Annotated in this window: 24 protein-coding genes; 10 read left to right on the top strand and 14 right to left on the bottom strand. The window is 56.6% G+C overall.

What is annotated here, in order from left to right:
- Positions 1–221: 221 nt before the first annotated feature.
- Both ggt and EKL30_RS16705 read right to left on the bottom strand, forming a co-directional pair.
- Entirely contained in the window at positions 222–1,964 is a 1,743-nt protein-coding gene (gene ggt / locus EKL30_RS16710) for a gamma-glutamyltransferase (protein WP_126708389.1), read from the bottom strand.
- A 49-nt stretch (positions 1,965–2,013) separates the two neighbouring features.
- Positions 2,014–2,913 (bottom strand): LysR substrate-binding domain-containing protein, encoded by a 900-nt coding sequence (locus tag EKL30_RS16705; protein ID WP_126708388.1) that lies wholly within the window; start codon positions 2,911–2,913, stop codon positions 2,014–2,016.
- 144 nt (positions 2,914–3,057) lie between these two features.
- Here EKL30_RS16705 and EKL30_RS16700 point away from each other — a divergent pair, with 144 nt between their 5' ends.
- Both EKL30_RS16700 and EKL30_RS16695 read left to right on the top strand, forming a co-directional pair.
- Complete coding sequence (locus EKL30_RS16700) at positions 3,058–4,755, top strand: thiamine pyrophosphate-binding protein (RefSeq protein ID WP_126708367.1); 1,698 nt, start codon at positions 3,058–3,060, stop codon at positions 4,753–4,755.
- Positions 4,756–4,825: 70 nt separating this feature from the next.
- On the top strand, positions 4,826–6,019 hold the full coding sequence (locus tag EKL30_RS16695; RefSeq protein WP_126708387.1) for an acyl-CoA dehydrogenase: 1,194 nt from the start codon (positions 4,826–4,828) through the stop codon (positions 6,017–6,019).
- A 59-nt stretch (positions 6,020–6,078) separates the two neighbouring features.
- Here the strand turns inward: EKL30_RS16695 and EKL30_RS16690 are convergent, their stop codons facing one another.
- The 5 genes from EKL30_RS16690 to EKL30_RS16670 form a co-directional block, all read right to left on the bottom strand.
- Positions 6,079–6,519, bottom strand: coding sequence for a MaoC family dehydratase (locus EKL30_RS16690; protein WP_126708366.1), 441 nt, complete (start codon positions 6,517–6,519; stop codon positions 6,079–6,081).
- Between the two features lie 78 nt (positions 6,520–6,597).
- Positions 6,598–7,866: a benzoyl-CoA 2,3-epoxidase subunit BoxA gene (boxA, locus tag EKL30_RS16685; protein WP_126708365.1), complete on the bottom strand. Its 1,269-nt coding sequence runs from the start codon at positions 7,864–7,866 to the stop codon at positions 6,598–6,600.
- Between the two features lie 100 nt (positions 7,867–7,966).
- Positions 7,967–9,394, bottom strand: a complete 1,428-nt coding sequence (boxB, locus tag EKL30_RS16680) for a benzoyl-CoA 2,3-epoxidase subunit BoxB (protein WP_126708364.1) — start codon at positions 9,392–9,394, stop codon at positions 7,967–7,969.
- A 41-nt stretch (positions 9,395–9,435) separates the two neighbouring features.
- Positions 9,436–11,094 (bottom strand): 2,3-epoxybenzoyl-CoA dihydrolase, encoded by a 1,659-nt coding sequence (boxC, locus tag EKL30_RS16675; RefSeq protein ID WP_126708363.1) that lies wholly within the window; start codon positions 11,092–11,094, stop codon positions 9,436–9,438.
- Between the two features lie 125 nt (positions 11,095–11,219).
- Positions 11,220–12,134, bottom strand: coding sequence for a helix-turn-helix transcriptional regulator (locus EKL30_RS16670; protein ID WP_126708386.1), 915 nt, complete (start codon positions 12,132–12,134; stop codon positions 11,220–11,222).
- Positions 12,135–12,298: 164 nt separating this feature from the next.
- Here EKL30_RS16670 and EKL30_RS16665 point away from each other — a divergent pair, with 164 nt between their 5' ends.
- From EKL30_RS16665 to EKL30_RS16630, 8 genes are all read left to right on the top strand, one after another.
- Positions 12,299–12,769, top strand: coding sequence for a DUF4863 family protein (locus EKL30_RS16665; RefSeq protein ID WP_126708362.1), 471 nt, complete (start codon positions 12,299–12,301; stop codon positions 12,767–12,769).
- A gap of 51 nt (positions 12,770–12,820) precedes the next feature.
- Positions 12,821–14,371: a benzoate-CoA ligase family protein gene (locus EKL30_RS16660; RefSeq protein WP_126708361.1), complete on the top strand. Its 1,551-nt coding sequence runs from the start codon at positions 12,821–12,823 to the stop codon at positions 14,369–14,371.
- A gap of 5 nt (positions 14,372–14,376) precedes the next feature.
- Positions 14,377–15,204 carry an alpha/beta fold hydrolase gene (locus EKL30_RS16655; RefSeq protein ID WP_126708360.1) on the top strand — a complete coding sequence of 276 codons (828 nt, stop codon included), beginning with the start codon at positions 14,377–14,379 and terminating at the stop codon, positions 15,202–15,204.
- 64 nt (positions 15,205–15,268) lie between these two features.
- Entirely contained in the window at positions 15,269–16,426 is a 1,158-nt protein-coding gene (locus tag EKL30_RS16650) for an ABC transporter substrate-binding protein (protein ID WP_126708359.1), read from the top strand.
- Between the two features lie 25 nt (positions 16,427–16,451).
- On the top strand, positions 16,452–17,333 hold the full coding sequence (locus tag EKL30_RS16645) for a branched-chain amino acid ABC transporter permease (protein ID WP_126708358.1): 882 nt from the start codon (positions 16,452–16,454) through the stop codon (positions 17,331–17,333).
- 13 nt (positions 17,334–17,346) lie between these two features.
- Positions 17,347–18,339: a branched-chain amino acid ABC transporter permease gene (locus tag EKL30_RS16640; RefSeq protein WP_370246282.1), complete on the top strand. Its 993-nt coding sequence runs from the start codon at positions 17,347–17,349 to the stop codon at positions 18,337–18,339.
- Between the two features lie 3 nt (positions 18,340–18,342).
- Positions 18,343–19,092 carry an ABC transporter ATP-binding protein gene (locus EKL30_RS16635; protein WP_126708357.1) on the top strand — a complete coding sequence of 250 codons (750 nt, stop codon included), beginning with the start codon at positions 18,343–18,345 and terminating at the stop codon, positions 19,090–19,092.
- A complete protein-coding gene (locus EKL30_RS16630) occupies positions 19,089–19,799 on the top strand; it encodes an ABC transporter ATP-binding protein (protein WP_126708356.1) in 711 nt (236 codons plus the stop codon). Before EKL30_RS16635 ends, EKL30_RS16630 begins: the two co-directional genes overlap by 4 nt.
- A 15-nt stretch (positions 19,800–19,814) precedes the next feature.
- On the opposite strand, the gene EKL30_RS16625 is transcribed toward EKL30_RS16630, so the two are convergent.
- From EKL30_RS16625 to EKL30_RS16595, 7 genes are all read right to left on the bottom strand, one after another.
- The gene (locus EKL30_RS16625; RefSeq protein ID WP_126708355.1) at positions 19,815–20,831 is read right to left on the bottom strand and encodes an L-threonylcarbamoyladenylate synthase; all 1,017 of its coding nucleotides are present in this window, start codon (positions 20,829–20,831) and stop codon (positions 19,815–19,817) included.
- Between the two features lie 8 nt (positions 20,832–20,839).
- Complete coding sequence (locus EKL30_RS16620; RefSeq protein WP_126708354.1) at positions 20,840–22,027, bottom strand: 5-(carboxyamino)imidazole ribonucleotide synthase; 1,188 nt, start codon at positions 22,025–22,027, stop codon at positions 20,840–20,842.
- Between the two features lie 66 nt (positions 22,028–22,093).
- Positions 22,094–22,621 carry a 5-(carboxyamino)imidazole ribonucleotide mutase gene (gene purE / locus EKL30_RS16615; protein WP_199748595.1) on the bottom strand — a complete coding sequence of 176 codons (528 nt, stop codon included), beginning with the start codon at positions 22,619–22,621 and terminating at the stop codon, positions 22,094–22,096.
- Positions 22,622–22,728: 107 nt separating this feature from the next.
- On the bottom strand, positions 22,729–23,610 hold the full coding sequence (locus EKL30_RS16610) for a phosphoribosylaminoimidazolesuccinocarboxamide synthase (protein ID WP_126708353.1): 882 nt from the start codon (positions 23,608–23,610) through the stop codon (positions 22,729–22,731).
- A 75-nt stretch (positions 23,611–23,685) separates the two neighbouring features.
- Complete coding sequence (fba, locus tag EKL30_RS16605; protein WP_126708352.1) at positions 23,686–24,750, bottom strand: class II fructose-bisphosphate aldolase; 1,065 nt, start codon at positions 24,748–24,750, stop codon at positions 23,686–23,688.
- A gap of 74 nt (positions 24,751–24,824) precedes the next feature.
- Positions 24,825–25,448 (bottom strand): molybdopterin adenylyltransferase, encoded by a 624-nt coding sequence (mog, locus tag EKL30_RS16600; RefSeq protein WP_126708351.1) that lies wholly within the window; start codon positions 25,446–25,448, stop codon positions 24,825–24,827.
- A gap of 27 nt (positions 25,449–25,475) precedes the next feature.
- Positions 25,476–26,669, bottom strand: a complete 1,194-nt coding sequence (locus tag EKL30_RS16595; protein WP_126708350.1) for a phosphoglycerate kinase — start codon at positions 26,667–26,669, stop codon at positions 25,476–25,478.
- Between the last annotated feature and the right edge of the window lies 1 nt (position 26,670).

Below are 26,670 nucleotides of genomic sequence, written 5' to 3'. Positions count from 1 at the left end.
GTCAGCGCCGCGAGTTCGCGGACGCCCCGCAATGGCCCGGTAATGCGGGCAGCGCTGGCGAAGCCAGGGCCGGGCGAATCTAGCGCACCCAGCCCCAGGCACGACGGCTCTTAAGAAACGGAAAACCAACATAATCCGAGATCGAACCCATGATTATGGACAGTCTCTACAAAATTCGTGGACAGTCAAAAGAGCCGAACATCGAAAAAAGAAACCCCACATCACCCACCGGCCGACACACCCTCGCGTCGTGGATCCGAGCCACCTTCCAGGCCATCCGGCGTCAGCATGATCCCCTGCAATCCACTAGGGAATTCGACCTCACGAACCTCATGCCCCATCTTTCGCAAATCCGTAGCCAAACCATGTAACGACGTATTCTTCTCGAGTTCCGTGAAAGAATTACGGCTTCCTCGGTTTGGCAGATCGATCGCCTGTTGAATATTCAATCCCCATTCCAACACACCCAGCAACGTTTTCGCCACGTAGTTGATGATCGCGCTGCCTCCCGGCGAACCTATCGCCAGAATCGGCTTACCATCCTTCAGTACGATCATCGGCGACATCGAACTGCGCGGACGCTTCAAAGGCTCTAGTTGATTGACCACCGGTTTGCCCGATGCGTCGGTATTGACCAGTGAAAAATCCGTCAGTTGGTTATTCAGCAGATATCCATTCACGAAAATCTTGCTGCCAAACGCCGATTCGATCGTGCTGGTCATCGACACAACATTCCCCTTGGCATCGACCGCCACCAGATGAGACGTAGAAGGCAGTTCAGGTGACGCGTCTTCGCCGCGCATGGCTAACATCCCCACGGGGTCCCCGGGCGGTGCCCGACCTATCGTCTTTTCGGGACGAATAAGGCCGGCGCGCAGCGCCAGGTAGCCAGGATCCAGAAGAGCCTTGACGGGCACATTGATAAAAGCCGGGTCCGCAACATATACGTCTCGATCGGCATAGGCCAGTTTGCCCGCTTCAGAAAAGTAATGCACGGCTTCCAAGGAATCCGGAGGCAGATTCGCAATGGGCGTATGCGAGAGGATCTCCAGCATCTGAATGACGGTCAGCGGGCCCGAACTGGGTGGCGGCATGCCGCACAAGATATAAAGCTTATAGGGTGCACATAACGGCGATCTTTCGAGCGCCCGATAATTCGCCAAGTCTTTTTTGGTCAGATCCCCGGGTATGGCGTGCGCCGCGACGGCGTTCACCATGTCTTGCGCGATATCCCCTTCATAGAAGGCCGCAGGCCCTTCTCGGGCGACACGCCGGAACACCTGTGCCAAGGGCTCGTTGACAAGCCTGTGGCCCACCGGCCAGGGCTCTCCACTGGCGTCGTAAAAATATGCCGCAGCGTCAGCCTGGTCACGCAAGCCATTGTTTTTTTTCAGCAGCGTATGCAATCGGTCCGATACGGGAAACCCTTGTTCAGCAAGGGCAATGGCTGGCGCAAAAAGGCGATCCCAGCTTAAACGGCCATGCTGGTCATGCATCAGCGCCAATACGCTTATCAAGCCGGGGGTTCCGACGGATCTACCGCTATTGACCGCTTCCCAGAAAGGAATCGCTTTGCCATTTTTCATGAAGCGGTCACTGCGTACTGCAGAAGGGGCCGTTTCGCGACCATCGTAAGCTTGCACAATCTGCGTCTGGGCATCATAGGCCACGATGAACGCTCCGCCGCCTATACCCGAAGATTGCGGCTCAACCAGATTCAGCACCATCTGGGTAGCAATGATTGCGTCAGTGGCGCTGCCGCCTTCAGCTAGAACGTCGACGCCCGCCTGAGTGGCCAATGGATTCGCACTGCTAACCATGAAGCTTGGCGCCCGCGCCACACCCTGTCCGCGTACGAGCGAGCGGGAAGCCGCTTCGGGATTGATGTCCTGCACGCTGGTAGACGGCATTGGGTCGAACGCCAATGTGGCCTGCCACGGCCCTGAACAGGCGATGCATACCATACCGCTGGCCGCCAGCCGCAGGGCGCGGCGTATTAGGTAGTTCACGATTTCACCTCTGGAGCGATTGCGTAATGCCGGTTAGCCAGGTTTCGAACGACAACAATGCTTCGCTGCGCTCAGAAGCCACCGGGTAGCTGAAAAAGTATGACTCTCGTACTGACAAGACGCCTTCTACCGGGGCCAGTAGACGCCCTGCTTCAAGTTCGTCTTGCACAAGAAATCGGGGTACCAGAGCCACGCCCATGCCCGCTTTCACCGCGGCCAGTGTCATCGTGAACAGTTCATACCGCGGCCCAGCACTTATCGAGGGCACGTATTCCCTGCCCTGCGCCTGATACCACTGGCGCCAGGCATCCGGCCGTGACGACATGTGCAAATGCGTAAGGCACGACATCGGATCGGGAGCATCGCTTGCGCTGGCAAGAACGTCGGCCGTACAGACGGGCAACAGCGCGCCTTCTTCGAACAGCTTGATCCCGGCCGTTTGCGGCCAGATCTGCTCGGCATGATAGATAGCGGCGTCGAAAGGGTGGTCATTGAAATGAAACGGTAAAGTACGTACCGACAAGCTGACGGCAATGTCGCCATGCAAACGCTGGAAATCGGGCAGGCGAGGCACCAGCCACGTGGTCGCCAGCGTGGGCAACACCGCGATATGCAGACTGCGCCCCATACCTGAGCGCGACATCAGGCCCAGCGTGTCTTTCTCAAGCTGTTCCAAATGGTGGCGCACGCGAGCAGCATACTCGGCACCTGCACTGGTGACAGCAACACGGCGTCGGACCCGAGTCAGAAGCTCAACGCCAAGTCGTTGCTCAAGGCCGGTGACCTGGCGATAAACCGCGCTGTGGGTCAAGGACAGCTCTTCTGCCGCACGAGAAAATGATCCAAGCCGCGCCGTCGCCTCGAACGCCTGTAAAGCGCCTAAATTCGGAATACCGTGTCTCATCGTGCCTGGTCCTGTAGCGAAAAGAGTATGAGCGGTAGAATCGAACATTCCGAACCGCTGCATTAAGGTCTTGCATAATAGGCAAGACATTGTGCAATTTTATCAATTGCGTTGTGCCGCCAACGCACATTATCCTCATCCCCTATGAAAGCAAGCTCAAACTCCGCACTTCGCCCACGTCTGGGTGGCCATATTCTTGTCGATCAACTGATTGCACAAGGCGTTCAACACGTATTTTGCGTTCCCGGTGAAAGCTATCTGGCAGTGCTCGATGGCCTGCACGATGCGGCGATTCAGGTCACAGTCTGCCGCCAGGAAGGCGGGGCCGCGATGATGGCCGATGCGCATGGAAAGCTCACGGGGGAACCCGGCATTTGCATGGTAACCCGAGGCCCCGGCGCTTCGAACGCTCTGGCGGGCGTGCATATTGCGTCACAAGATTCCACCCCCCTTATTCTGTTCGTCGGCCAGATCGAACGCGGCATGCGGGAGCGCGAAGCCTTTCAGGAAATGGATTATCGCGCCGTCTTTGGCACGCAGGCCAAATGGGTCACGGAAATCGATCAAGTTGAACGTATACCCGAAATTATTTCACGCGCTTTTCATGTAGCCACGTCGGGACGCCCCGGACCAGTCGTGATCGCGTTGCCGGAAGACATGCTGGTAGAATATGCGGAAGTCTGCGACGCCCCGCACTACGAGGTCGTCGATAGCGCGCCTACCACTGCACAACTGGACGCCCTTGCGAAGCAACTGTCCCAAGCCAAGAAGCCCGTCGCCATCCTGGGTGGCACACGCTGGAACCAGGCTGCGGTCGACAAGTTTGCCGAGTTCGCCACCCGTTACCGTTTGCCGGTCGCCGTTCAGTTCCGCCGCCAAATGCTATTTTCGGTTGACCATCCGTGTTTCATTGGCGATGTGGGCCTGGGCAGTAATCCAGAACTGATGCAATACATTAAGGAAGCCGACTTGGTTCTGCTGGTTGGTGGCCGCATGTCGGAAATTGCCAGCCAAAGCTACACGCTGTTCGACATTCCTGTACCTGCGCAAACGTTGGTTCATGTATATCCCGATGTCGGCGAATTAAACCGCGTATATCGCGCCGACCTGGCCATTAACGTGTCGCCTGCATCCTTTGCCGATTCCCTTAGCGCTTTGCAGCCCGCTCAACCTGCGGCCTGGGCTCCTTCGCTAGATGTCATGCGGGCGAGCTATCTGTCCTGGACCGACCCCACAGAAATCAGACACCCGGGTACGTTGCAGATGGGTCAGGTCATGTCTTATCTGCGTACGGCATTGCCCGAGGATGCCATCATGTGCAATGGTGCGGGTAACTATGCAACCTGGCTGCACCGTTTCCATCCGTTCAAACGCTATGGCACACAGCTCGCCCCTACTTCAGGCTCCATGGGCTACGGCCTGCCTGCAGCTGTGGGAGCAAAACGCATTGATCCGTCAAAAACCGTCGTATGTTTTGCCGGCGATGGTTGTTTTATGATGCATGGCCAGGAATTCGCCACTGCTGTACAGTATAAGTTGCCGATTATCGTGATCCTTATCGATAATGGCATGTACGGCACCATACGGATGCACCAGGAACGTCACTATCCGGCGCGCCCGTCCGCTACGGCTTTGCAAAACCCCGATTTTGCGGCATACGCCGCGGCTTTCGGCGGACATGGCGAGCGGGTAGAAACCACTGACCAATTCGCTCCCGCTTTTGCACGCGCCGTCGCCAGTCAAAAGCCGGCCATCCTGCATTGCCTGATCGACCCCGAAACCATTTCGCCTTCGACGACACTGCAAAAGATACGCGAACAAGCGCAGGCCGCCCAGGCCTAACGTACCTATCATGCCTGCATACGCAGGCATGATGACCCCTATTTCCAACTTATACGATTCGGAGCCCATTATGTCGGCAGCCCCATCATTTCACTGGCAAGACCCCCTGTTGCTGGATGCCCAGCTTACTGACGAAGAACGCATGGTGCGCGATGCCGCCCAGGCCTATGCGCAAGACAAGCTAGCCACACGCGTGATCGAAGCCTTCCGTCACGAAAAGACCGACCCAGCCATCTTCTCCGAAATGGGCGAACTTGGTCTATTGGGCGCGACCATTCCCGAAGAATACGGCGGTGCAGGCCTGAACTACGTCAGCTACGGCCTGATCGCACGCGAAGTCGAACGCGTCGACTCAGGCTATCGCTCCATGATGAGCGTGCAATCCTCGCTGGTTATGGTGCCCATCAATGAATTCGGCAGCGAAGAACAAAAGCGCAAATACTTGCCTAAGCTCGCACGTGGCGAATGGATAGGCTGTTTTGGCCTTACCGAACCTAACCATGGCTCTGATCCAGGCAGCATGGAAACCCGTGCCGTCAAAACCGCCGACGGCTACAAGCTGAGCGGCAGCAAAATGTGGATCACGAACTCGCCCATCGCCGACGTATTCGTTGTATGGGCTAAGGTAGTCGGCGGCGATGACGACGGCGTAATCCGTGGATTCATTCTGGACAAGGGCCTTAAAGGTCTTTCTGCGCCAACGATCCACGGCAAAGTAGGCCTGCGTGCCTCGATTACCGGCGAAGTAGTCATGGATGAAGTCGAAATCCCCGCCGACCAAATGCTGCCTGGTGTCAGCGGCCTGCGCGGTCCCTTCACCTGCCTGAATTCCGCACGATTCGGCATTGCCTGGGGCGCACTGGGCGCGGCCGAGTCCTGCTGGCATACCGCCCGCCAGTACACAATGGATCGCAAACAATTCGGCCGCCCGCTCGCCGCAAATCAGCTTATTCAGAAAAAGCTGGCCGACATGCAAACCGAGATCACGATGGGCCTGCAAGGCTGCCTGCGCCTTGGGCGCATGAAAGACGAAGGCACTGCCGCCGTTGAAATCACCTCTATGATGAAGCGCAATTCTTGCGGCAAATCATTGGATATCGCCCGTCTAGCCCGCGATATGCTTGGCGGCAATGGTATTTCAGATGAATTCGGCGTTGCCCGGCATCTGGTGAACCTGGAAGTGGTCAATACCTATGAAGGTACGCATGACGTGCATGCATTGATCCTGGGCCGTGCCCAGACTGGACTACAGGCGTTCTTCTAAAAACTGGGTTGGAAGCCGCCGGAGGTATTCCGGCGGCAAATCAGCAGGCCGCCTCCGCGTTACGCTTGGCCCAGATCGAACAGGCTGGTTGCTTCGACATCCAGCACTTGTTCGTCGCGCTGATTGAACACCCGCCACGACCAGCGCATAATGCCCAGGTCGTCGCGACTGGACGATGTGCGCACTGAATCGACCGTGGCTTCCAGGCGCAAAGCGTCGCCAGGGCGAACCGGCACCATCCATCTTAGCCTCTCGAGACCCGGCGAACCGAACGATTCTGAATCGCTTAATGCGGCGTTTACCGCCATGCGCATTGCCAGGCTGCAAGTTAGCCAGCCGCTGCCTATCAGGCCACCCCAGCGCCCTTCAGCGGCGCGCTCAGCGTCGACATGAAACCATTGAGGATCATACGACTTGGCGAATGCCAACATCTCTTGCTCATCGACAACGATGGGCGGATGATTGATCACCATTCCAATTTTAAATTCATTAAATTTCATGGCACACCGAAAGCCTCTCTGACTTGTTAGCCGGGAAGTTTAACCCTAAGAACAGCGTAGCGAGCACGCTCGTCAGGTTTAGTAGGTTTCGACGTGCAGCCGCCCTTGCGTTTTTAATCTGGCATGCACTTCGGGCCATGATTTACCGCCCTGCCTGGCAGCATGCTCGAGCGCCTCCAGGACGCCCTCCTCCATGCCCTTCAGGCCGCAAACGTAAATACAGGTGTTGTCGCTTTCCAGCAACGAGAACACATCGTCGGCGCGCTCTTTGATCAGATCCTGTACATAGCGCTTTGGCCGGCCATGCTCGCGGGACAGCGCGAGATTAATGTCAATGAAATTCTGCGGCAGGCTCATCAGGGGGCCGAAATACGGCAACTCGCGCTGCGTTCTCGCGCCGAAGAAAAGCATAAGCCTGCCTGTGAACGCCATTTCCTTCGACAGGCGGCGGCATCGTTCCGTCATGGCGCGCATAGGAGCCGAACCCGTCCCCGTACAGATCATGATGATGTTGGCGTCGGCATGATTGGGCATCAGGAAGGTATTGCCGAATGGTCCAATCACTTGCACGGTGTCGTTCTTTTTGAGGTCGCACAGGTAGTTGGAACAGATACCTTGCGCGGGGTTTCCGTCGTAATCGTTCGTGACTCGCTTAACGGTAATCGAAAGGTTGTTATAGCGCGGCCGTTCGCCATCGCGCGGACTGGCGATGGAGTATTGTCGAGCATGATAGGGTCGCCCACTACTGTCCGCTCCGGGGGGCAATATGCCAATTGACTGCCCTTCCAGAATGGGAAACGACGTTGAAGCGAAATCCAACACAATGTGCCGGATATCGCTATCGGTAGCGTCGCCTGTAACGCGGTAGTTGCCGACTACCGTCGCCGTCACCGGGTTCTTGTGCGTGTACAAATTTACGTAGGGATGCGCCGCCGATTTAGGTGCAATCCTGGACCCGGCGCCCGTTGATGGCACACCGTCCAGCCCAAAACCATCCTGGCTGCTGGCGGACTCATCGGCCGCCGCAGACGTATCTTCGATGGTTTCTTCGTTCGTCCCCGCATCGATGTCCGCTTGTTCTGCGGGCAAGGCTTCCCATGCGAACTGGTCTTCAAGCGGATAAGCCTTGTCGGCCAGCACCTTGATCCAGTTATCAATGGCCCCTGTCGGGCAAGGAGGTACACACGCCATGCAATGATTACAGATGCTGGCATCGACCACGTAATTATTCGAGTCATGGCTGATCGCATCGACCGGGCAAGTTTCTTCACAGGTATTGCAGCGTATGCAAATTTCCGGATCGATAAGATGCTGTTTCAATATTTTGGCTGGGGCGAGTGCATTCATGGCGGTCTCTTTGGAACCGGCGCCACCCCTTAAAAACGATAAGGGGTGACGCCAGATCTCGCGGGTACACAGCGTTGCTCAATGGCGACGCTGGCGCTGACTAATTGAAGCGGACGTATTCAAAATTGACGGGCTGACGATTCACCCCTATAACAGGCGGCGCGATCCAATTGGCGAACTTGCCGGGCTCTACCACCCTACCCATAAGCGAGGCCACGAAGTCACGGTCTTCAGCAGTAGGCAGCCACGTGTTCTCGTGCGTTTTCCATTGCTCTTCGCTCAACACCGTGCCCTCGGGAGCCACACGAATGCCGGCCAGTGTCCCGATGCGGCGATTGAACGCTTTATGCGGAACCTTCAAACGAAACGCAATGCCGTTTTTTTCCAGCACCTTGTTCCAGCGCCCCACGCCCGCCATGGAATCTTTAATGAAGTCATCGCGCAAGACTTCATTGAGCGCATTCAGCATAGGAACTTCCGTTTCGCGCAATTCTCCGTTAACGACCTCCAGCACCCGATAGGTGTCGTTCTTCAAAAGATGATCGTCGCTGCGTTTGCTTTCTTCGTAGCGCCCCTTGAGGCCTGAACTATAGAAAATGGCGGCGTTCGAGGATTGATCCGCGCCGAAAAGGTCAATCGTGACGCTGTAATGGAAATTCAAATAACGTTGAATGGTGGGCAGGTCGATAACGCCAGCGGCTCTCAATACGGCGGGATCTTCAGTTTTCAACTGATTCATGACCTCGGCGCTGCGTTGCAGGACGCGCGAAACACCCGATTCGCCCACGAACATGTGATGTGCTTCTTCGGTCAGCATGAATTTGGTCGTCCGCGCGAGGGGATCGAAACTGGATTCTGCCAATGCGCACAACTGAAACTTGCCATCGCGGTCGGTAAAGTAGGTGAACATGTAGAAGGCGAGCCAGTCCGGTGTTTTTTCGTTGAAAGCACCCAAGATACGAGGACTGTCCTGGTCACCCGAATTCCGCTGCAACAGGGCATCGGCCTCTTCACGGCCATCGCGGCCAAAGTAGCGGTGCAGCAAATACACCATCGCCCAAAGGTGACGCCCTTCTTCCACGTTGACCTGAAACAGATTGCGCAGGTCGTATTGCGACGGGGCTGTCAGACCAAGGTGGCGTTGCTGCTCGACCGACGCTGGCTCGGTATCGCCCTGCGTTACGATGATGCGGCGCAGATTGGCGCGGTGTTCGCCGGGCGCCTCTTGCCACACATCGCGGCCGGCATTTTCCCCAAAATGGATCTTGCGATTGCCATCTTGGGGCGCCAGAAAAATGCCCCAGCGATAATCAGGCATCTTGACATGATCGAAGTGCGCCCAACCATCGGGTTGCACACTGACTGCGGTGCGCAGATATACATCAAAATTCTGCGATGACTCGGGACCCATTTCCCGCCACCACTGAAGATAATTCGGTTGCCAGTGTTCCAGCGCGCGCTGCAAGGCCCGATCGCCGGATAAATTGACGTTGTTAGGAATTTTTTCTGAATAATTGATGCCTGACATGTCTGCTCCTTGAGGGATGTTTATGCTGTTATACGAGGGCGCTAGACGCGATTCCAGTCGAAACTTGCCTGTTCGCCCTTGCCATACAACGTGAGCGCACCCTTTTCGCCGGCGGCGTTAGGACGATTGAAGATCCAGTTCTGCCATGCGGTAAGGCGCCCGAAGATGCGGGTCTCCATGGTTTCGGTACCGCCAAATCGCAGGTTCGCCTCAAGCCCGGTGAGGGCGTCAGGCGATAAGGCCCGCCGCTCTTCGAGCGCAATGCGGATCTCGTCGTCCCAATCGATGCTATCCAGCGAAAACGTCACCAAGCCCAGGGCTTCTGCTTCACTGGCTGACAGCAAACTGCCTATGGCTCCACGCGCTGCAGACACCGGACCTGCCTCTTCGTAGAAACGTCTGTCTATGCGGCTCTGCCCATTTACCATAGGGTAATGACCAAAATTCAAACCGTTGAGCGCTATGTGGGCGGCCTGCGGCGATTCGGCATCGTCCAATATGTATGAACGGTCGCAGGCCAATGCCACCTCGAATAGCGTTCCGGCAAAGCACGACCCGCTGTCGATCAAGGCAAACAAGGAACGGGAACTGACGTCCAAGCGTGCAAGCGTGCGGCGCAGCATGCCCAGGGTCTCGCGCACCAGCCAGTTGTCCGCAAACCGCTCCAGGACTTCGTCAACACCCAGCACCAAGGCGGCGCTACCCGATGTCTTGAAGATCCAGGTGCCGACATCGAGTTCGTTGGTACGCATATGCAAGATTGCGTCATCGAGCTCGCGGGCAAACTGGATGGGCCACCATGAAGCGCCTTGCGCCTGTATGCCGTTGATGTCCTGAGGGGTAGGCGCCTCGGGACTACGCAGCGTCCAGGTGGCCGATCGCTTTTCTCGGTCAATCTGAACCTGCACATAGTTGTACTCGACGTCGTTATCGCCGATCAGGCGTTGCAGCGGCGTCAGGCTTACACCCTGCTCGCCCGCGGGACGATCGCTCTGCGCGGCCCATTCGACCGCCCGTTTAGCGACTTGTTCTTGAAATTGTGCCGGCTTGATGATGTCGTCGACCAGTCGCCAATCTTTTGCACGCTGGCCCCGCACTCCTTCGACCAAGGTGCAGAAAATATCGGCGTAATCATGACGAACTTTGCGCTTGTCGGTAACCCGCGTAAGGCCGCCCGTACCTGGCAACACACCCAGCAATGGGACTTCAGGCAAGGCGACGGCAGACGATCGATCGTCAATCAACAGAATTTCGTCACACGCCAGAGCCAGCTCGTATCCGCCCCCGGCGCAAGCGCCGTTCAGTGCCGCTATGAACTTAAGTCCGCTGTGTCGGCTGGAGTCTTCCATGCCATTACGTGTTTCGTTTGTGAACTTGCAGAAGTTGACCTTCCAGGCATGCGTTGACAAGCCGAGCATGAAAATATTGGCTCCGGAGCAGAAAATACGATCCTTCAGGCTGGTGACCACCACCGTACGCACTTCAGGGTGTTCAAAGCGTATGCGCTGCAACGCGTCGTGCAGTTCAATGTCGACGCCCAGATCGTACGAATTCAGCTTCAACTTGTAGCCAGGGCGAATGCCGCCGTCTTCAGAAACATCCATCGCAAGGGTGGCGACTTCGCCGTCGAAGCTAAGAGCCCAATGCTTGTACTGCGATGGATCGGTGCGAAAGTCTACGAGCGAGCTGGCTGCGGTCATAAGTTGATCTTCCTGGTCTTAGCTGAAGGATAATGCTCATCGCGAGTCGATGCATGCATCATATTGCAGTTAAATTCCAGTGTCAACGAGACATGCACAAAAGTGCGCTTTATGAACCCAGGGGCTTAAAGGGGCATGCCCGCTGCTTGGCGAATATGAGTACGCAATGCGTTAAAGCAGTCTTGCAGATCTATGTGGCTTGTCGAGCACACCCAGTCGGCCTTCGCGTAGAAATCTGCACGGCTGGCCAATATTCGCTTCAGGTCAGCCATGGCCTCGTTGTTACCGGCCATGGGACGGAAGTCGCCCTGCGCCATTACGCGTTGCATATGTTCTTCAGCGGTCGCCTTGACCCACACGGTATAGCAGTGCGCCAGCATCAGATTCATCGTAGCGGGTTCTGATACCAGCCCGCCCGGCGTTGCCAGCACCATTTGCGGATAGAGCTGCAAGCTTTCCTCGAGGGCGCGCCTTTCGTAGCGGCGATAGGCGGTAGGCCCGTAAAGGCTATGGATTTCCAGAATCCCACAACCCGCCACCCGCTCGATTTCGGCGCTCAATTCGACGAAGGGGTAGCCTATATCGGCAGCCAGTAGCCGACCCAGGGTAGACTTTCCGGCGCCACGCAAACCGATAAGGGCAATTTGATGAAGTTTATTTCTTCCTGCAGCGGAAACCGGGTCTGCGAACAGCTGAACCAATGCTTCGCGAGCCTGCTGAAGTTCTTGTTCAGAGCGGTTTTCAAGGACCTCTCGGATAAGCAGCCATTCGGGGCTGGATGCAGTGATATCGCCGACCAGTTCCGCCATTGTGCAATTAAAAGCGTGCGCAATTTGCCTGAGGACGAGCACCGACACGTTGCCTACGCCCAGCTCGAGGTTCGCCAAATGCCTTTCTGAAACGCCAGCCGATGCGGCCAGCTCTTTGCGCGTCATGCCGCGGATGGCACGCATGCGCCTTACCCGTTCGCCCAGCGACGATAAATAAGAGTCGACACCTGCACCAGAGTCCAACAGCGCCACGGCGGCTTTGCGATCCATCGTTTTCTTATTCACCCAGAAAAACCCTAAGCTTACGGTTAACATGCATTATAGTGCTTGACTTGCCAGAATAAAAGCCCTAATTTGCAGGCTGTAGCCCGTGACTTGACACAGATCAAGCAACGCGACAAGGGGCAAAGATATTAAATCGGCAAAGGATGGCAATGGGCAGCGTCGACGAATTTCAGCAGATAATCAAAACCGTTACCGACGAAATAGGTAGCCGTCCGCTCGACGCCTCGTTGCAAGCGCGCCTGCAGCAAGCATTTCCCTACGACGGAGAAACCTGTCAACGCATTCTGGCCGCCTGTAAAAGCGGTATCAACGATGGGTGGATGTGTAAGTACGAGCACGGCGGCCTGCGTTACGGGCGAGTCATCAAGCCGCTCGACGCGTTAAATGGATATTCCGTCGATGTAGTCGACATGCATGACATGGCGGGCCCGCAGCACTGCCATCCAATGGGCGAGATCGACCTGATCATGCCATTGGACAGCACCGCGAAGTTCGACGGCCAAGCCGCTGGATGGCTGGTCTATGGCCCCGATACCGTCCACAGCCCGACGGTCAGCGGTGGGCGGGCTCTGGTCCTGTATCTTCTACCGCAAGGGCAGATCCGGTTTACCGAAGAATAATCGGCATAGCCACGATTCTGGTGTCATCAATAACTAGTCTGGAGACAACCCATGGATGCCTGCCCATCCGAACTTAACTATGCTGCCCACCTTATACAATTAAACGCCATACGTCCTCACAAACCAGCTTACATCGACGATCACAATACGCTGACGTACGGCGAGCTGGCACGAAAAATCATTCTGTTCGCAGGGCTATTGCAACATCTGGGTATACGTCGTGAAGAACGCATCCTGCTGATGATGCATGACACCATTGATTGGCCCGTAGTGTTTCTTGGCGCACTCTATGCCGGCGTCGTGCCGGTGGCCGTGAATACGCTGCTGACCCCTGACGACTATGCCTATATCCTTAAGCATAGTCGCAGCCAGGCGGTGTTCGTTTCAGGCACCCTGCTGCCAGTTATTCAGCAAGCCTTGGATCAGGGGCAGCACGAGGTCAAGCACATTGTTGTCTCGCAGCCGGCGGATCCCTTACCGACACCCCTGCTCGAACTTAGCCGGCTTATGTCGTCAGCAAACGAATCGCCTGTCTGCACAACGATGTCAGACGAAATCGCATTTTGGCTATATTCATCGGGCTCCACGGGCCAGCCCAAGGGCGTCGTGCATACCCATGCAAACCTTTGGTATACCGCTGAACTCTATGGCAAGCCAGTGTTGGGAATCGTCGAAGACGACACGGTATTTTCAGCGGCAAAACTCTTCTTTGCCTACGGCCTGGGCAACGGACTCACGTTTCCGCTAACAGTCGGTGCAACGACGGTGCTGATGAGTGAACGGCCCACACCGGAAGCCGTATTTAAGCGCCTGATTCAACACCGGCCAACCATTTTCTGCGGCGTTCCTACTTTGTACGCCAGCATGCTGGCTTCGCCCCTACTGCCTGAGAAGAACCAGGTCGCCATACGCGTCTGTGCCTCGGCCGGAGAAGCCCTGCCCAAAGACCTTGGCACCCGTTTTCGACAGCATTTCGGCTGCGACATTCTGGATGGTATCGGTTCCACCGAAATGCTCCATATTTTCCTGTCAAACCAGCCAGGTCAGATTCGCTATGGCACCACCGGCAAGCCAGTTCCGGGCTATGAGGTCGAGCTCCGCGACGATCAGGGCCATCGCGTCGATACGAACGCCATAGGCGACCTATATATCAAAGGCCCCAGCGCTGCGCTGCTGTATTGGAATAACCGCCCCAAGTCGCTCGAGACCTTTCAAGGCCAATGGCTTAAAAGCGGCGATAAATATAGTTGCGATGCTGACGGGTATTACACGTACGCCGGACGCAGCGACGACATGATCAAGGTTAGCGGGCAATATGTGTCGCCAGTCGAGGTTGAAAACACACTGATTCAGCACAAGTCTGTGCTGGAAGCGGCCGTCATCGGAGTGGCCGACGAAGATGGGCTTACCAAAACCCTGGCTTATGTCGTATTGCGCGACGGCCAGCCAGGCGGCCCGCAAATCGCCGAGGAGTTACAAGCCTATGTTAAACAACATCTCGCGCCTTTCAAGTATCCTCGCACAATACATTTCCTCGAGGATCTTCCCAAAACCGCAACGGGAAAAATCCAGCGCTTTCGACTGCGGCAATTGAACAAATAGAAGTCATGAATCAGACCATCGCGAATACATCGTCCCTGCTCGTGCCGGTTACTGGCAGCGACGGACGCGACATCACGATTGAATGCCAATGGATAGAGCCTCATAAAACCGACAAAGACCTTTTGATCTTCCTGCATGAAGGCCTGGGTTCTGTATCGATGTGGAAAGATTGGCCCGCGCTGGCTTGTGCCGCAGCAAATTGCCGAGGCCTGGTCTTTTCACGCTATGGCTATGGGGAAAGCACGCCTCGCCCCCATGAAGAAAAATGGCCAGTAAGTTTCATGCATGCCCAGGCCGGCCAAGCGCTGCCCGCGCTGTTTAAGGCCCTTGACCTTGAAAATGAACGCCCGGTCCTTTTCGGACATAGCGACGGCGGATCGATTGCCGTGCTTTATGCGGCGATGTATCCCGAAAGAGTCAAGGCGATTGCGGTGGCTGCCCCCCATATTTTCGTTGAAGACGTTACGGTAGCGAATATCGAAAATGCCAGGCAAGCGTATCTAAACACGGATTTGCCTCGCAAACTGGGCCGTTACCACAGTGATCCCGATTCCGCATTTTGGGGCTGGAACGACGTCTGGCTTGATCCCAATTTCCGTGCCTGGAATATTGAGCCTTTCCTGAAAGACATTGAATGCCCAGTGCTGGCGATACAGGGCGAAAACGATGAATATGGCTCGTTGGAACAAATCTACGGTATCCGACGCATTGCCACCCAGACCGAGCTTTGTATTATCCCGAACTGTGGCCATTCGCCGCACCGGGACCAGCCCGACGTTGTTATCGGCGCACTGAGCGCTTTCATTGCCAAGCTGGATCGTGCCCACCTTTGACTTACGCTTACCCCGCGCAACGCGCACCATGCAGTGATTTTTATAATAATCAAGGAGCAGACATATGAAACAAGTATTCACCGGCACGGCCATCGCAGCCGTGCTTGCGCTAGGGTCAGGCAATGCAGTTGCGACCGTAAAAGTCGGCTTTATGCTGCCCTACAGCGGTACGTATGCAGCACTGGGACAAGCCATAGAGAACGGCTTCAAACTGTATGTAAAAGAACAAGGCGGTAAGCTTGCTGGCCAGGAGCTTGAATACTTTCAGGTTGATGACGAGTCCAACCCGTCCAAGGGTCCTGATAACGCCAATCGTCTTATCAAGCGCGACCAGGTCGACATATTGGTAGGCACGGTGCATTCAGGCGTCGCCATGGCACTGGCCAAGGCAGCAAAAGACTCCGATACCACGTTGATCATTCCCAACGCCGGGGCCGATGCCATCACCGGGCCACTGTGCAGCAAGAACATCTTTCGCACTTCCTTTACCAATTGGCAGCCTTCCTATGCCATGGGTCCGGTCGCCTACGAGAAAGGACACAAGACTGCGGTAACGATCACCTGGAATTATGCTGCAGGCAAAGAGGCCATTGCGGGTTTCAAAGAGTCGTTCGAGAAGCAAGGCGGCAAAGTCATCAAGGAACTGACGCTGCCCTTTCCCAATGTAGAGTTCCAGCCCTTGCTCACTGAAGTGGCATCGTTGAAGCCTGACACGGTATTCACTTTCTTCGCTGGCGGCGGAGCAGTGAAATTCGTGCAAGACTATGCGGCCGCTGGCCTGGGGAAATCGGTGCCTCTGCTGAGCAGCGGCTTCATGACCGATGGCACGTTGAAGGCGCAAGGCGACGCGGCACAAGGATTGTTCACTACGCTGCACTACGCCGATGGCCTGAATACTCCGCGAGACAACGCTTTCCGTGAAAACTATTCCAAGAACTACCCTACCATGCAGCCTGATGTGTATGCCGTGCAGGGCTATGATGCAGCGCAGTTGCTTGCTGCCGGTCTGAAGGCGGTCAACGGCGATGCTTCCAAGAAAGACGCCATGCGCACCGCCATGAGCAGCGCCACCATCGACAGTCCACGCGGTCCTTTCACCTTATCCAAGGCGAACAACCCGATTCAGGACATCTACCTGCGCCAGGTAAAGGGCGATCAGAACGTCAGCCAGGGTGTTGCCATCAAGGCGCTGGCCGATCCGGCACGCGGCTGCCGCCTGTAACCGTCGCCGTACCGAAGGAGCATTTGTGGACCCCGCCATCTTTTTGATTCAATGCCTGAATGCTGTGCAATATGGTCTGTTGCTGTTTCTGGTTGCCAGCGGCCTGACACTGATTTTCGGCATCATGGGTATCATTAATTTGGCTCATGGCAGTTTTTACATGATCGGGGCCTACATGGCCTTCGCCCTTGAACCCCTGGTAGCCCGGTACATCGGTGGAGGCTTTCTCGTCACCGTCATGTTCTGCCTGCTCGCCGCCGCTGTGCTGGGCTACTTTCTGGAATGGGCTTTCTTCAGTTTTCTCTACCGTCGCGACCACTTGCAACAAGTGCTCATGACCTACGGGCTGATACTGGTCTTTGAAGAATTGCGCAGCATTGCCGTCGGCAACGACGTTCACGGCGTTGCGGCGCCTGCCTGGCTCGCTGGCTCCATAGCGCTGGGCGATGTCATGACCTACCCGGTTTACCGGCTTTTCATCTCTGCTGTTTGCCTTTTAGTCGCCGGGCTTCTGTATTGGGTGCTGGGGCATACCCGCCTTGGCATGATGATACGAGCCGGCGCCAGCAATCGCGAGATGATTGGCTCGTTGGGCGTAGACATCAACCGCCTGTACCGCGTTGTCTTTGCCATCGGGGTTGCGCTCGCGGCCCTTGCAGGCGCCATTGCCGCGCCGGTATCGTCCGTGTACCCCGGCATGGGGAACAACGTTCTTATTATCTGTTTTGTCGTCGTCGTCATCGGAGGAATCGGCTCTATAAAGGGCGCTTTCCTGGCCGCCATGTTGGTCGGTTTTGTTGATACCTTCGGCCAGGTTTTTTTCCCAGGTATCGCGGGCGTTCTGATCTATGTCCTGATGGCTGCCATTCTTCTGTTCAAGCCCGAAGGGCTCTTCAAGCAAGGCTGATTTCATGCAAGCGATGTTACGCGCCCTGTGCATAGTCGGGGTTTTGTCCGGCGTGGCCGTGCTGCCACTGATGATAGGCGACTATTACGTCAGCCTTATCATCAAGATCATGATCTATTCCATCTTTGCGCTAAGCCTGCAACTGCTCGTTGGCGGCGCAGGGCTGGTAAGCCTGGGGCACGCCGCCTTCTTTGGTATTGGGGCCTATACGACCACCCTCCTGTCGCCGGAATCCGGAGCGGGCAGCTTGCTATGGCTGATGGTATGCGCCGTTTTTAGTGCCATGGCCTACGCCCTGGTTACCGGGGCTCTGGCGCTGCGTACCAAGGGGGTGTATTTCATTATGGTGACCTTGGCCTTTTCGCAGATGGCCTATTACGTCTTCCACGATACCGACGTGGGTGGCGGCAGCGATGGCATCTATTTGTATTTCCGCCCGGAGCTGCGCTTGGGCGACTGGCTATTTTTCACCATTGATACCCCACACCGCCTTTACCTGTTCACCCTCGCCTGCCTGATGCTTACCTGGGCCTTCCTGGCGATGCTTATGCGCTCCCGTTTTGGTGCCGCTCTTACCGGAATCAAGGTAAACGAATTGCGTATGCGCAGCGCCGGCTATTCAACCTTTAACTACAAGCTGGTCGCCTACGCGATAGGCGGCGCCCTGGCCGGGATAAGCGGTCTGCTGTATGCGTCGAAAGATGGCTTTGTCAACCCGGAGCTGTTGTCATGGGAGCAATCTGGTCTGGTGCTGCTCATGGTGATCCTGGGAGGCAGCAGCCGCCTGTGGGGCGCAGTGCTGGGCGCCGCGGGCCTGACACTCTTGCAGGAAGCATTCCAGTCTCAAAGCCTGTTCGGCGATTTGGCCACGCATTGGCATCTGACCTTCGGCCTTAGCATCATGGCACTCGTGGCCATCATGCCGAACGGCCTCATTGGGATCTCGGCGCAGTGGCGCAGCCGGCGCTCGGCAATGCGAGCCGCCGCAGCAGCGTCTCAAGGATGAAGCATGAGCGACATTTTATTATCGGCGAAGAATATCACCCGGCGTTTTATGGGGCTCACGGCCATCGATCGCGTCTCCCTAACCCTTAGGCGCGGCGCATTGCACGCAGTCATAGGTACTAACGGCGCAGGCAAATCCACCCTGGTCAGTGTGTTGGCGGGCGAATTGGCGCCCGACGAGGGGACTATATTCCTTCAGCAGCAAGAGGTAACGTCCTGGTCGCAACCGCGCCGCGCAAGGGCCGGAATGGGCCGTAGCTACCAACGAACAACGATATTCCCCAGCCTTTCCGTCCACGAAAATTGCCGGCTCGCTGCCCAGGCCAATCTTCAAAAATTCTGGAATTGGACAAGTCCCGCCAAAAACTGCCGCTATAGCATCGAGGCGGCAGATCAGGCGATATCACTGGCTGGCCTGGAAGCCGATGTTCGTCAAACGGCTGGCCTGCTATCACATGGGCGGAAACGTCAATTGGAAATCGCCATGAGCCTGGCGACACAGCCCAGCGTGCTTCTACTGGACGAACCATTGGCCGGCATGGGGTCCGAAGAGACCGAAAGAATGCTCGACCTGCTGGCATCGCTTAAAACGAAACATGCCATCTTGCTGGTCGAACACGACATGGACGCGGTATTCAAGGTGGCCGATGAAATCACGGTAATGGTCAATGGACAAGTGATCGCTCATGGCGAACCCCAGGCGATACGTAGCAATATCGACGTCCAGACTGCCTATCTGGGAGAAGGCCAGTGACTCCCTTCATACAGGCACAGTCAGTGCATGCCCATTACGGCGCAAGCCACGTACTGCAGGGCGTAAGCCTGGATATTGGCCGTGGCGAATCCATAGGATTGCTGGGGCGCAACGGCATGGGAAAAAGTACTTTCATCCGGACCATCCTGGGCCACGTAGCAGCAAGCAGTGGCGACATCAGCATCCGCGGGAAAAATTGCACGAAGGCCGAGCCCTACCAGGTAGCGCGCCTGGGTATTGCCTACGTTCCCGAAGGGCGGGGAATTTTTCCTAATTTAAGCGTCCGCGAAAACCTGCAAGTCGCTGCCCGGCCGGGTTTTGACGGCCGCAAGGAATGGACCTACGAACGCATATTGCATACCTTCCCGCGCCTGTCGGAACGCCTGGATCATGGCGGTCAACAGCTCTCTGGCGGTGAACAGCAAATGCTGGCCATAGGCCGTGCACTAATGACCAACCCCGATGTGCTGATACTTGACGAGGCAACCGAAGGTCTGGCGCCTCTGATCATTGCCGAAATCTGGCGAATAATTGCCGAGGTGCGCCGCACCGGGATGTCGACCCTGATCGTCGATCGCAACTATCGCAAAGTGCTGGCGCACACCGACCGTTGCGTGGTACTTGAAAAGGGTTGTCTGGTTGTCAGCGAGCGCAGTGAAATCCTGGCGGCGCAACCTGAAGTTCTGATGCGTTATCTGGGCGTCTGAACGCGTTTCAGCACCTTAGCTGAACGCTGCAGCGGCGCGGCCTATACGATCATTAACCGCCTGCCACGCCAAGGTCCGCGGGGGCTGCTCGAACAAGATGGCGGCGTAACCGCGCTCGTCAAGATCGCGCAACAACGCATACAGGTCGCGCGCATAAGCATGCGGGTCAGCGGCGCAGGGGTACCAATCGACATCGCTGTTGGCAGTATCGCCGGGGGGATGGAAGGCCACCGCGGCTACCCGACCTGCAATCCTTTCCTTTTCAATACGGTTCAAGAGCTGCGCAGTCGACAATACATATAGCGGAGTGCGCGGCGCGTAATGCGCTTTCAAAGAGCCGGAAACCTGCGGTGCGAAGGCGTCCGGATGAGCCGGTTCCGCACCCAGTACAGCGCCGATCTGTGCCGCCGAGATATGGCCAGGGCGCAACAGCACGGGGCCAATACCGCGGTCAAGGCGAGAGAGATCGATGATGGTGGATTCAATACCCACTTGCGCTGGGCCACCTTCCAGAATCATCAGTTCAGACTCGGTCAGTCCACTGAACTCGGCTCGCACATGCGAGGCATGTGTGGGCGAGACCTGTCCAAACTTGTTGGCTGAAGGCGCCGCTACGCCCCCCTGCCCGTTAGGCTTGAGCCGTGCGAACTGGCGCAACAGTTCCTGGGCGATAGGGTGTGCGGGACAACGCAGGCCGACGCTATCCTGGCCTCCGCTGACGGCAGCGGGAATATGCTGGGCACGGGGCAAGATAAGGGTAAGCGGACCTGGCCAGAAGGCTTGCATCAGGGCCCGCGCTTCGGCCGGCACGGATTTTACCCAGTAAGTCAGGTCAGCATCGGGTGCCACATGCACAATAACGGGATGGTTGGCAGGACGCCCCTTGGCTGCGTAAATACGGGCGATGGCCTGAGGGTTTTCGGCGTCGGCGCCCAGCCCATAGACCGTTTCGGTAGGAAAAGCCACTAAACCGCCTTCCAGCAAGCGTTGCGCGCCTTGCGCCAACAAACGGCTTATATCGACCGATGTCATGGCATGGCTCATGACTGGAAAGGAATACCAAGTACTTGCGCGACCTGCGCAGCGGCAGTGTTAGCGTCGGCCAGCGTGGCGCCGAGCACATTGATATGGCCCATTTTCCGACCACGGCGCGCTTCAGCTTTGCCATACAGATGCAATTTGACACCGGGGATGGCCAACACGGTAGCCCAATCCGGATCGCGCATAGTGTCTGTTGCCGGATCGAACCAGACGTCGCCGAGCAGGTTCAACATGACAACAGGGCAAAGTGACGCTGTGCTGCCCAAAGGCAAGCCGGCCGTCACGCGAACTTGCTGTTCGAACTGACTGCTGATACTGGCGTCCATGGTGAAATGGCCACTGTTATGAGGGCGCGGCGCGATCTCGTTGGCCACCAGTGTGCCATCCTGTAGTACAAAAAATTCGACGCATAAGACCCCCACATACTGCAATCCGTCGGCGATCGCCAATGCCGCTTTGGCCGCTTTGGCCGCTTGTGCGGCCATCGGCAGCGCAGGCGGCCAGGCATCCACCGTGGAGACTGCCAGTATGCCGTCGCGATGCTCGTTCTGTGCAGAAGGATAATAGACAGTGTGGCCATCAGCACCGCGCGCCATGACAACGGAAAGTTCGCTTGCCAACGGCAGAAGTGCCTCGAGTACGCAACTTGCGCCAATGTCAGCAAATGCCTGAAGCGCCTGCTCTCGATTCACGACGCGGGCCTGCCCTTTTCCGTCGTAACCGAGACGGGCCGCTTTCAAAATACCGGGAAACAGCGTATCGGGCGCGGTAGCGATGTCGTCGGCGGTGTGGATGGCGGCATAGGGCGCGAGCGGCACCCCGGCGTCGGCGATAAATGCCTTCTCGCGTATGCGATCCTGAACGATGGCAACGGCTTGCGCCGCCGGTCTTACCAACGAAGCCGCCGCAAGTGTGCGCAGACTTTCGGCGGGTACGTTCTCGAATTCGGTTGTGATCGCCTTGCAGCGGCCGGACAGCTGCGCGAGGCCGTTTACGTCGTCATAACCTGTCTTGATATGCATATCGGCGACAGCGCCGGCCGGACTGTGGGGATCGGGATCCAACACCGCAACTTTGTAGCCCATGCTTTGTGCAGCATGGCAAAACATGCGCCCCAACTGCCCCCCTCCGATCATGCCCAGCCAATTACCGGGCAATATCGGAAAGGGAATAGAGGCTTCATTCATGAAAACAACCTGTCAGCAAAGAGAAAATAAAAAGTGGCGTAAAAGTAGAAGGGCGGCGCGTGGCCCTTACATCACGACATGGGGTGGCACAGCCATGGCCCTTGCGGCTTCGGTCTGCCGTGCCCGATAGGCAATTAACTTCTGCAATAACGAAGCGTCTGTCGTTGCCAAACATGCGATGACATGCAAGGCGGCATTGGCAGCGCCAGCTTCACCGATGGCAAATGTCGCAACGGGCACACCCTTGGGCATTTGAACCATCGACAATAGCGAATCTTCGCCCCGCAGATATTTGGATGGCACGGGCACCCCATAGACTGGCACAGGCGTCAGGGCCGCCATCATTCCCGGCAAGTGGGCCGCACCGCCCGCCCCTGCAATTATCGCGCGCAGGCCGCGGTCAACCGCGTGGTTGCCATATTCGACCATATCGTGGGGCATCCTGTGCGCCGATACGACCTTCATTTCGTGAGGCACGTGGAACTCTTCAAGCACGGCAACCGCGTGTTTCATGATGTCCCAATCGCTTGACGAGCCCATGATAATACCCACCACGGCTGGACCAGCGCTATCAGTATCAGTAAATATAGCCATATCAGCTCACCTTATGGTCGCACAAAGGAGTTCTATTTTAACTTGCCCAGGCGTCAGATCTTGCTGGCGTGCCGAATCACCGCCGTGGCCATGGATCCGGCTCCGGGCTAGGCCGTGAGACGCGTGACAGCTTCGCGGTATTTCGCAGCGGTCTTTTCAACAACCTCGGCGGGTAGAGCTGGCGCTGGCGGAGTCTTGTCCCACACCTGGGTTTCAAGCCAGTCGCGCACAAACTGCTTATCGAACGACGGTGGACTGATGCCTTCGGCGTACTCGGACGCTGGCCAGAAGCGCGATGAATCCGGAGTCAGCACCTCGTCCATTAAATGCAGCTGACCCTTATCGTCGAGTCCGAACTCGAACTTGGTGTCCGCAATAATGATCCCTTTGGTCGCGGCAAATTCCGCAGCTTCGGTATACAGACGTAGGGTCACGCTACGAATTTGCTCGGCCAGGTCTTTTCCAACCTGACTTACGACGTAATCGAAGTCTACATTCTCGTCATGCGAGCCAAATTCCGCTTTGGCGGCTGGCGTGAAGATAGGTTCTGGCAGCCGGCTAGCCTGCTGCAGTCCGGCCGGTAGACGAATGCCGCAGACGTTGCCGCTAGCCCGGTAATCGTTCCAGCCCGAGCCGATCAGGTAGCCGCGCGCTACGGCTTCGACCATGATAGGTTTAAGACGCTTGACCACCATGGCCCGGCCTGCGACTTGATCCCGTTCGTCTGGCGCCACGACATCTTCAGGCGCCACATCGGTGGAATGAGTCGGCAGAATATGGGCCAGCTTCTCGAGCCAGAATTCGGTCAGCTCGGTAAGCACTTGCCCTTTGCCAGGGATAGGATCATCGAGAATGACATCGAAAGCAGAAATACGGTCAGTTGCCACGATCAGCAGCTTATCGTCGCCTACTGCATACATGTCCCGCACTTTGCCACGGGCAAGCAAGGGTAGCGATTTGATGGTTGATTGATGGAGGGCCTGAACCACGATGTTTCCTCGGAATAAAAACATCCCGCCGGCTGAAGACCGGCGGGACGGGAGTCAAATTAAAGCCAAAAGCATTTACTGAACGACTTGAGCGAGTTCGCTGGCCGAATATCGCTTAGCCATTTCGGTGAGCGGTATCGGTTTGATCTTGCTGGCGTTGCCGGCCGTGCCAAACTGCTCGTAACGCTGCAGGCAGATTTCTTTGGCAGCTTGTCGAGCTGGCTTCAGGTATTCGCGCGGATCAAATTTGGATGGATTCTCGCCCATGAAACGACGAATTGCGCCCGTCATGGCCAGACGAATATCGGTATCGATATTGATCTTGCGAACGCCAAACTTGATGGCTTCCTGGATCTCTTCGACGGGAACGCCATAGGTCTCTTTCATGTCACCGCCAAATTCGCGGATTTCGGCAAGGAGATCCTGAGGCACGCTGGAACTGCCGTGCATAACCAGATGGGTATTGGGCAGGCGATGATGGATTTCTTTAATGCGCGAGATGGACAAGATATCGCCCGTAGGCTTGCGCGTGAATTTGTACGCACCGTGGCTGGTACCAATGGCAATCGCCAGCGCATCAAGTTGCGTATGCCGGACAAAGTCGGCCGCCTGTTCAGGATCGGTCAGCAACTGCTCCATCGTGAGCTTGCCGTCGGCGCCATGGCCGTCTTCTTTATCGCCCTGCATGGTTTCAAGCGAGCCCAGGCATCCTAACTCGCCTTCGACGGTGACGCCCAGCTTATGCGCCATTTCGACGACACGGCGGGTGACGTCCAAATTATATTCGTAATCGGCAATCGTCTTGCCGTCTTCCTTCAGTGAGCCGTCCATCATGACGCTGGAGAAACCCAGATTGATGGCGCCCTGGCAAATTGCCGGCGACTGGCCGTGATCCTGGTGCATGACGACCGGGATATTCGGGTAGGTTTCGACCGCTGCTTGGATCAAGTATTTAAGGAAGCCTTCGCCGGCGTATTTTCGGGCACCGGCAGACGCTTGCATAATGACCGGGCTATCGGTTTCGGCAGCGGCTTCCATAATAGCCTGGACCTGTTCCAGATTATTGACGTTGAAAGCTGGAATACCGTAACCGTTTTCGGCTGCATGGTCGAGCAACTGACGCATGGAAACTAGGGCCATGACAAGACCTCCTGAAAGCAAAGTAAATGTGAATAGAATCGATTTTACGAGGGAATGAAATTAATTGCTGATTATCAAGGCCTGATTGCCGACTTAGGTCGAAAGGCGGTAACAAGCGCGTTGCGCGTTTCGATATAAGGTCCGCCAATCAGATCGATGCAATAAGGGACTGCGGCGAAGATGCCGGCCACCAGCACTTTGCCATCAGGATCTTTCAGGCCTTCGAGGGTTTCCTTGATGGCTTTGGGCTGACCCGGAAGGTTGATGATAAGCGCCGCGTGGTCAGGCGTTTCACGAATAACGGCCACCTGCCGCGACAAAATTGCCGTCGGCACGAAGTTCAAACTGATTTGACGCATTTGCTCGCCAAAACCGGGCATTTCTTTGGTGGCTACCGCCAGGGTGGCCTCGGGCGTCACATCGCGGCGCGACGGCCCGGTGCCACCGGTGGTAAACACCAGGTCGCATCCCACGGTATCAACGAGCTCGATCAGGGTAGCCGATATCTGCGGCGCCTCGTCGGGAATGAGCCGCGTAACCACCTGCGGCGCCTGGATCAGGGCATCGCCCAACCAACCCTGCAGGGCGGGAATACCCTGATCTTGGTAGATACCGCTGGAAGCCCGGTCTGAAATCGAAACCAAACCCACCAACAGTTCGTCGGGGTGTTGACGGACAAGACGTAACGCTGCAGCCATATCTACCTTGAATGTTAGTGAATGACCTTAACCTTGGGCCCGCTGCTGAAGGATCTCGACGGCGGGAAGCGTTTTACCTTCCAGAAATTCCAGAAAAGCCCCGCCGCCGGTCGAGATATAGTCAACCTTGTCGCCGATGCGATACTTGGCAATGGCAGCGAGTGTATCGCCACCGCCGGCGATGGAAAACGCTTGGGAGTCGGCTATCGCCTGGGATACGACCTTGGTGCCATTGGCGAAAGCATCGAACTCGAACACGCCCACGGGACCGTTCCAGACTATGGTACCCGCTTGCCGCAGGATAGCGGCGAGCTGTTCCGCAGTTTGAGGCCCAATATCGAGAATTTGGTCATCTTCCACGACCTGATCGGCGGCCTTAACCGTAGCAACGGCATTGGCGCTGAATTCTTTCGCACACACCACGTCTACGGGAATGGGTACCGCGGCGCCACGCTGCTTCATGAGGTCGATCACAGCACGGGCTTCGGAGACCTGATCGGCTTCGACCAGCGATTTTCCGACAGCTAGGCCCGCCGCCAGCATAAACGTATTGGCGATGCCACCGCCGACCACCAATTGATCGACCTTATCGGCCAGCGACTTCAGGATGGAAAGCTTGGTTGAGACCTTCGACCCGCCGACAATTGCAACCAACGGGCGTTTTGGTTCGCGCAGAGCGCGTCCCAATGCAATAAGTTCGGCTTCAAGCAAGGGGCCGGCGCAGGCCACTGGCGCAAACTTTGCAATGCCATGCGTCGTGGCTTCAGCGCGGTGTGCCGTGCCAAACGCATCGTTAACGTATACGTCGCACAACGCCGCCATTTTCCTGGAAAGTTCGGCGTCGTCTTTTTTCTCGCCCACATTGCAACGGCAATTCTCGAGCAATACGACTTGACCAGGACTGGTTGTAACCCCATCAACCCAATTTGAGACCAGAGTAACAGGCAGCCCCAACAATTCGGAAAGCCGCGCGGCGATGGGAGCCAGGCTATCGGCCTTGGTTACCGTGCCTTCCGTAGGCCGGCCAAGGTGAGAGGTGACCATGACCGCCGCACCGGCATCCAGCGCCATGCGTATGGCGGGCACCGACGCGCGAATGCGGGTGTCTTCGGAGATTTTACCGTCGTCGAGCGGCACATTCAGATCAGAACGGATGAACACCCGCTTGCCAGCAAGCGCGCCCTCTTTTGCCAAAGAAGAAAGAGTTTTTATAGTAGACATA

Origin of the sequence: Candidimonas sp. SYP-B2681, assembly GCF_003971065.1 — a bacterium.
Classification (GTDB): domain Bacteria; phylum Pseudomonadota; class Gammaproteobacteria; order Burkholderiales; family Burkholderiaceae_B; genus Pollutimonas.
Note: the sequence above shows the minus strand (reverse complement) of the source record. Positions and strands in the feature narration are given on the sequence as shown.

What these genes read in the sequence shown, in the direction of transcription:
- ggt (WP_126708389.1), bottom strand. Translation starts at nt 1,964, where the DNA reads ATGGTATGCATCGCCTGTTCAGGGCCGTGGCAGGCCACATTGGCGTTC.
- EKL30_RS16705 (WP_126708388.1), bottom strand. Translation starts at nt 2,913, where the DNA reads ATGAGACACGGTATTCCGAATTTAGGCGCTTTACAGGCGTTCGAGGCG.
- EKL30_RS16700 (WP_126708367.1), top strand. Translation starts at nt 3,058, where the DNA reads ATGAAAGCAAGCTCAAACTCCGCACTTCGCCCACGTCTGGGTGGCCAT.
- EKL30_RS16695 (WP_126708387.1), top strand. Translation starts at nt 4,826, where the DNA reads ATGTCGGCAGCCCCATCATTTCACTGGCAAGACCCCCTGTTGCTGGAT.
- EKL30_RS16690 (WP_126708366.1), bottom strand. Translation starts at nt 6,519, where the DNA reads ATGAAATTTAATGAATTTAAAATTGGAATGGTGATCAATCATCCGCCC.
- boxA (WP_126708365.1), bottom strand. Translation starts at nt 7,866, where the DNA reads ATGAATGCACTCGCCCCAGCCAAAATATTGAAACAGCATCTTATCGAT.
- boxB (WP_126708364.1), bottom strand. Translation starts at nt 9,394, where the DNA reads ATGTCAGGCATCAATTATTCAGAAAAAATTCCTAACAACGTCAATTTA.
- boxC (WP_126708363.1), bottom strand. Translation starts at nt 11,094, where the DNA reads ATGACCGCAGCCAGCTCGCTCGTAGACTTTCGCACCGATCCATCGCAG.
- EKL30_RS16670 (WP_126708386.1), bottom strand. Translation starts at nt 12,134, where the DNA reads ATGGATCGCAAAGCCGCCGTGGCGCTGTTGGACTCTGGTGCAGGTGTC.
- EKL30_RS16665 (WP_126708362.1), top strand. Translation starts at nt 12,299, where the DNA reads ATGGGCAGCGTCGACGAATTTCAGCAGATAATCAAAACCGTTACCGAC.
- EKL30_RS16660 (WP_126708361.1), top strand. Translation starts at nt 12,821, where the DNA reads ATGGATGCCTGCCCATCCGAACTTAACTATGCTGCCCACCTTATACAA.
- EKL30_RS16655 (WP_126708360.1), top strand. Translation starts at nt 14,377, where the DNA reads ATGAATCAGACCATCGCGAATACATCGTCCCTGCTCGTGCCGGTTACT.
- EKL30_RS16650 (WP_126708359.1), top strand. Translation starts at nt 15,269, where the DNA reads ATGAAACAAGTATTCACCGGCACGGCCATCGCAGCCGTGCTTGCGCTA.
- EKL30_RS16640 (WP_370246282.1), top strand. Translation starts at nt 17,347, where the DNA reads ATGTTACGCGCCCTGTGCATAGTCGGGGTTTTGTCCGGCGTGGCCGTG.
- EKL30_RS16635 (WP_126708357.1), top strand. Translation starts at nt 18,343, where the DNA reads ATGAGCGACATTTTATTATCGGCGAAGAATATCACCCGGCGTTTTATG.
- EKL30_RS16625 (WP_126708355.1), bottom strand. Translation starts at nt 20,831, where the DNA reads ATGACATCGGTCGATATAAGCCGTTTGTTGGCGCAAGGCGCGCAACGC.
- EKL30_RS16620 (WP_126708354.1), bottom strand. Translation starts at nt 22,027, where the DNA reads ATGAATGAAGCCTCTATTCCCTTTCCGATATTGCCCGGTAATTGGCTG.
- purE (WP_199748595.1), bottom strand. Translation starts at nt 22,621, where the DNA reads ATGGCTATATTTACTGATACTGATAGCGCTGGTCCAGCCGTGGTGGGT.
- fba (WP_126708352.1), bottom strand. Translation starts at nt 24,750, where the DNA reads ATGGCCCTAGTTTCCATGCGTCAGTTGCTCGACCATGCAGCCGAAAAC.
- mog (WP_126708351.1), bottom strand. Translation starts at nt 25,448, where the DNA reads ATGGCTGCAGCGTTACGTCTTGTCCGTCAACACCCCGACGAACTGTTG.
- EKL30_RS16595 (WP_126708350.1), bottom strand. Translation starts at nt 26,669, where the DNA reads ATGTCTACTATAAAAACTCTTTCTTCTTTGGCAAAAGAGGGCGCGCTT.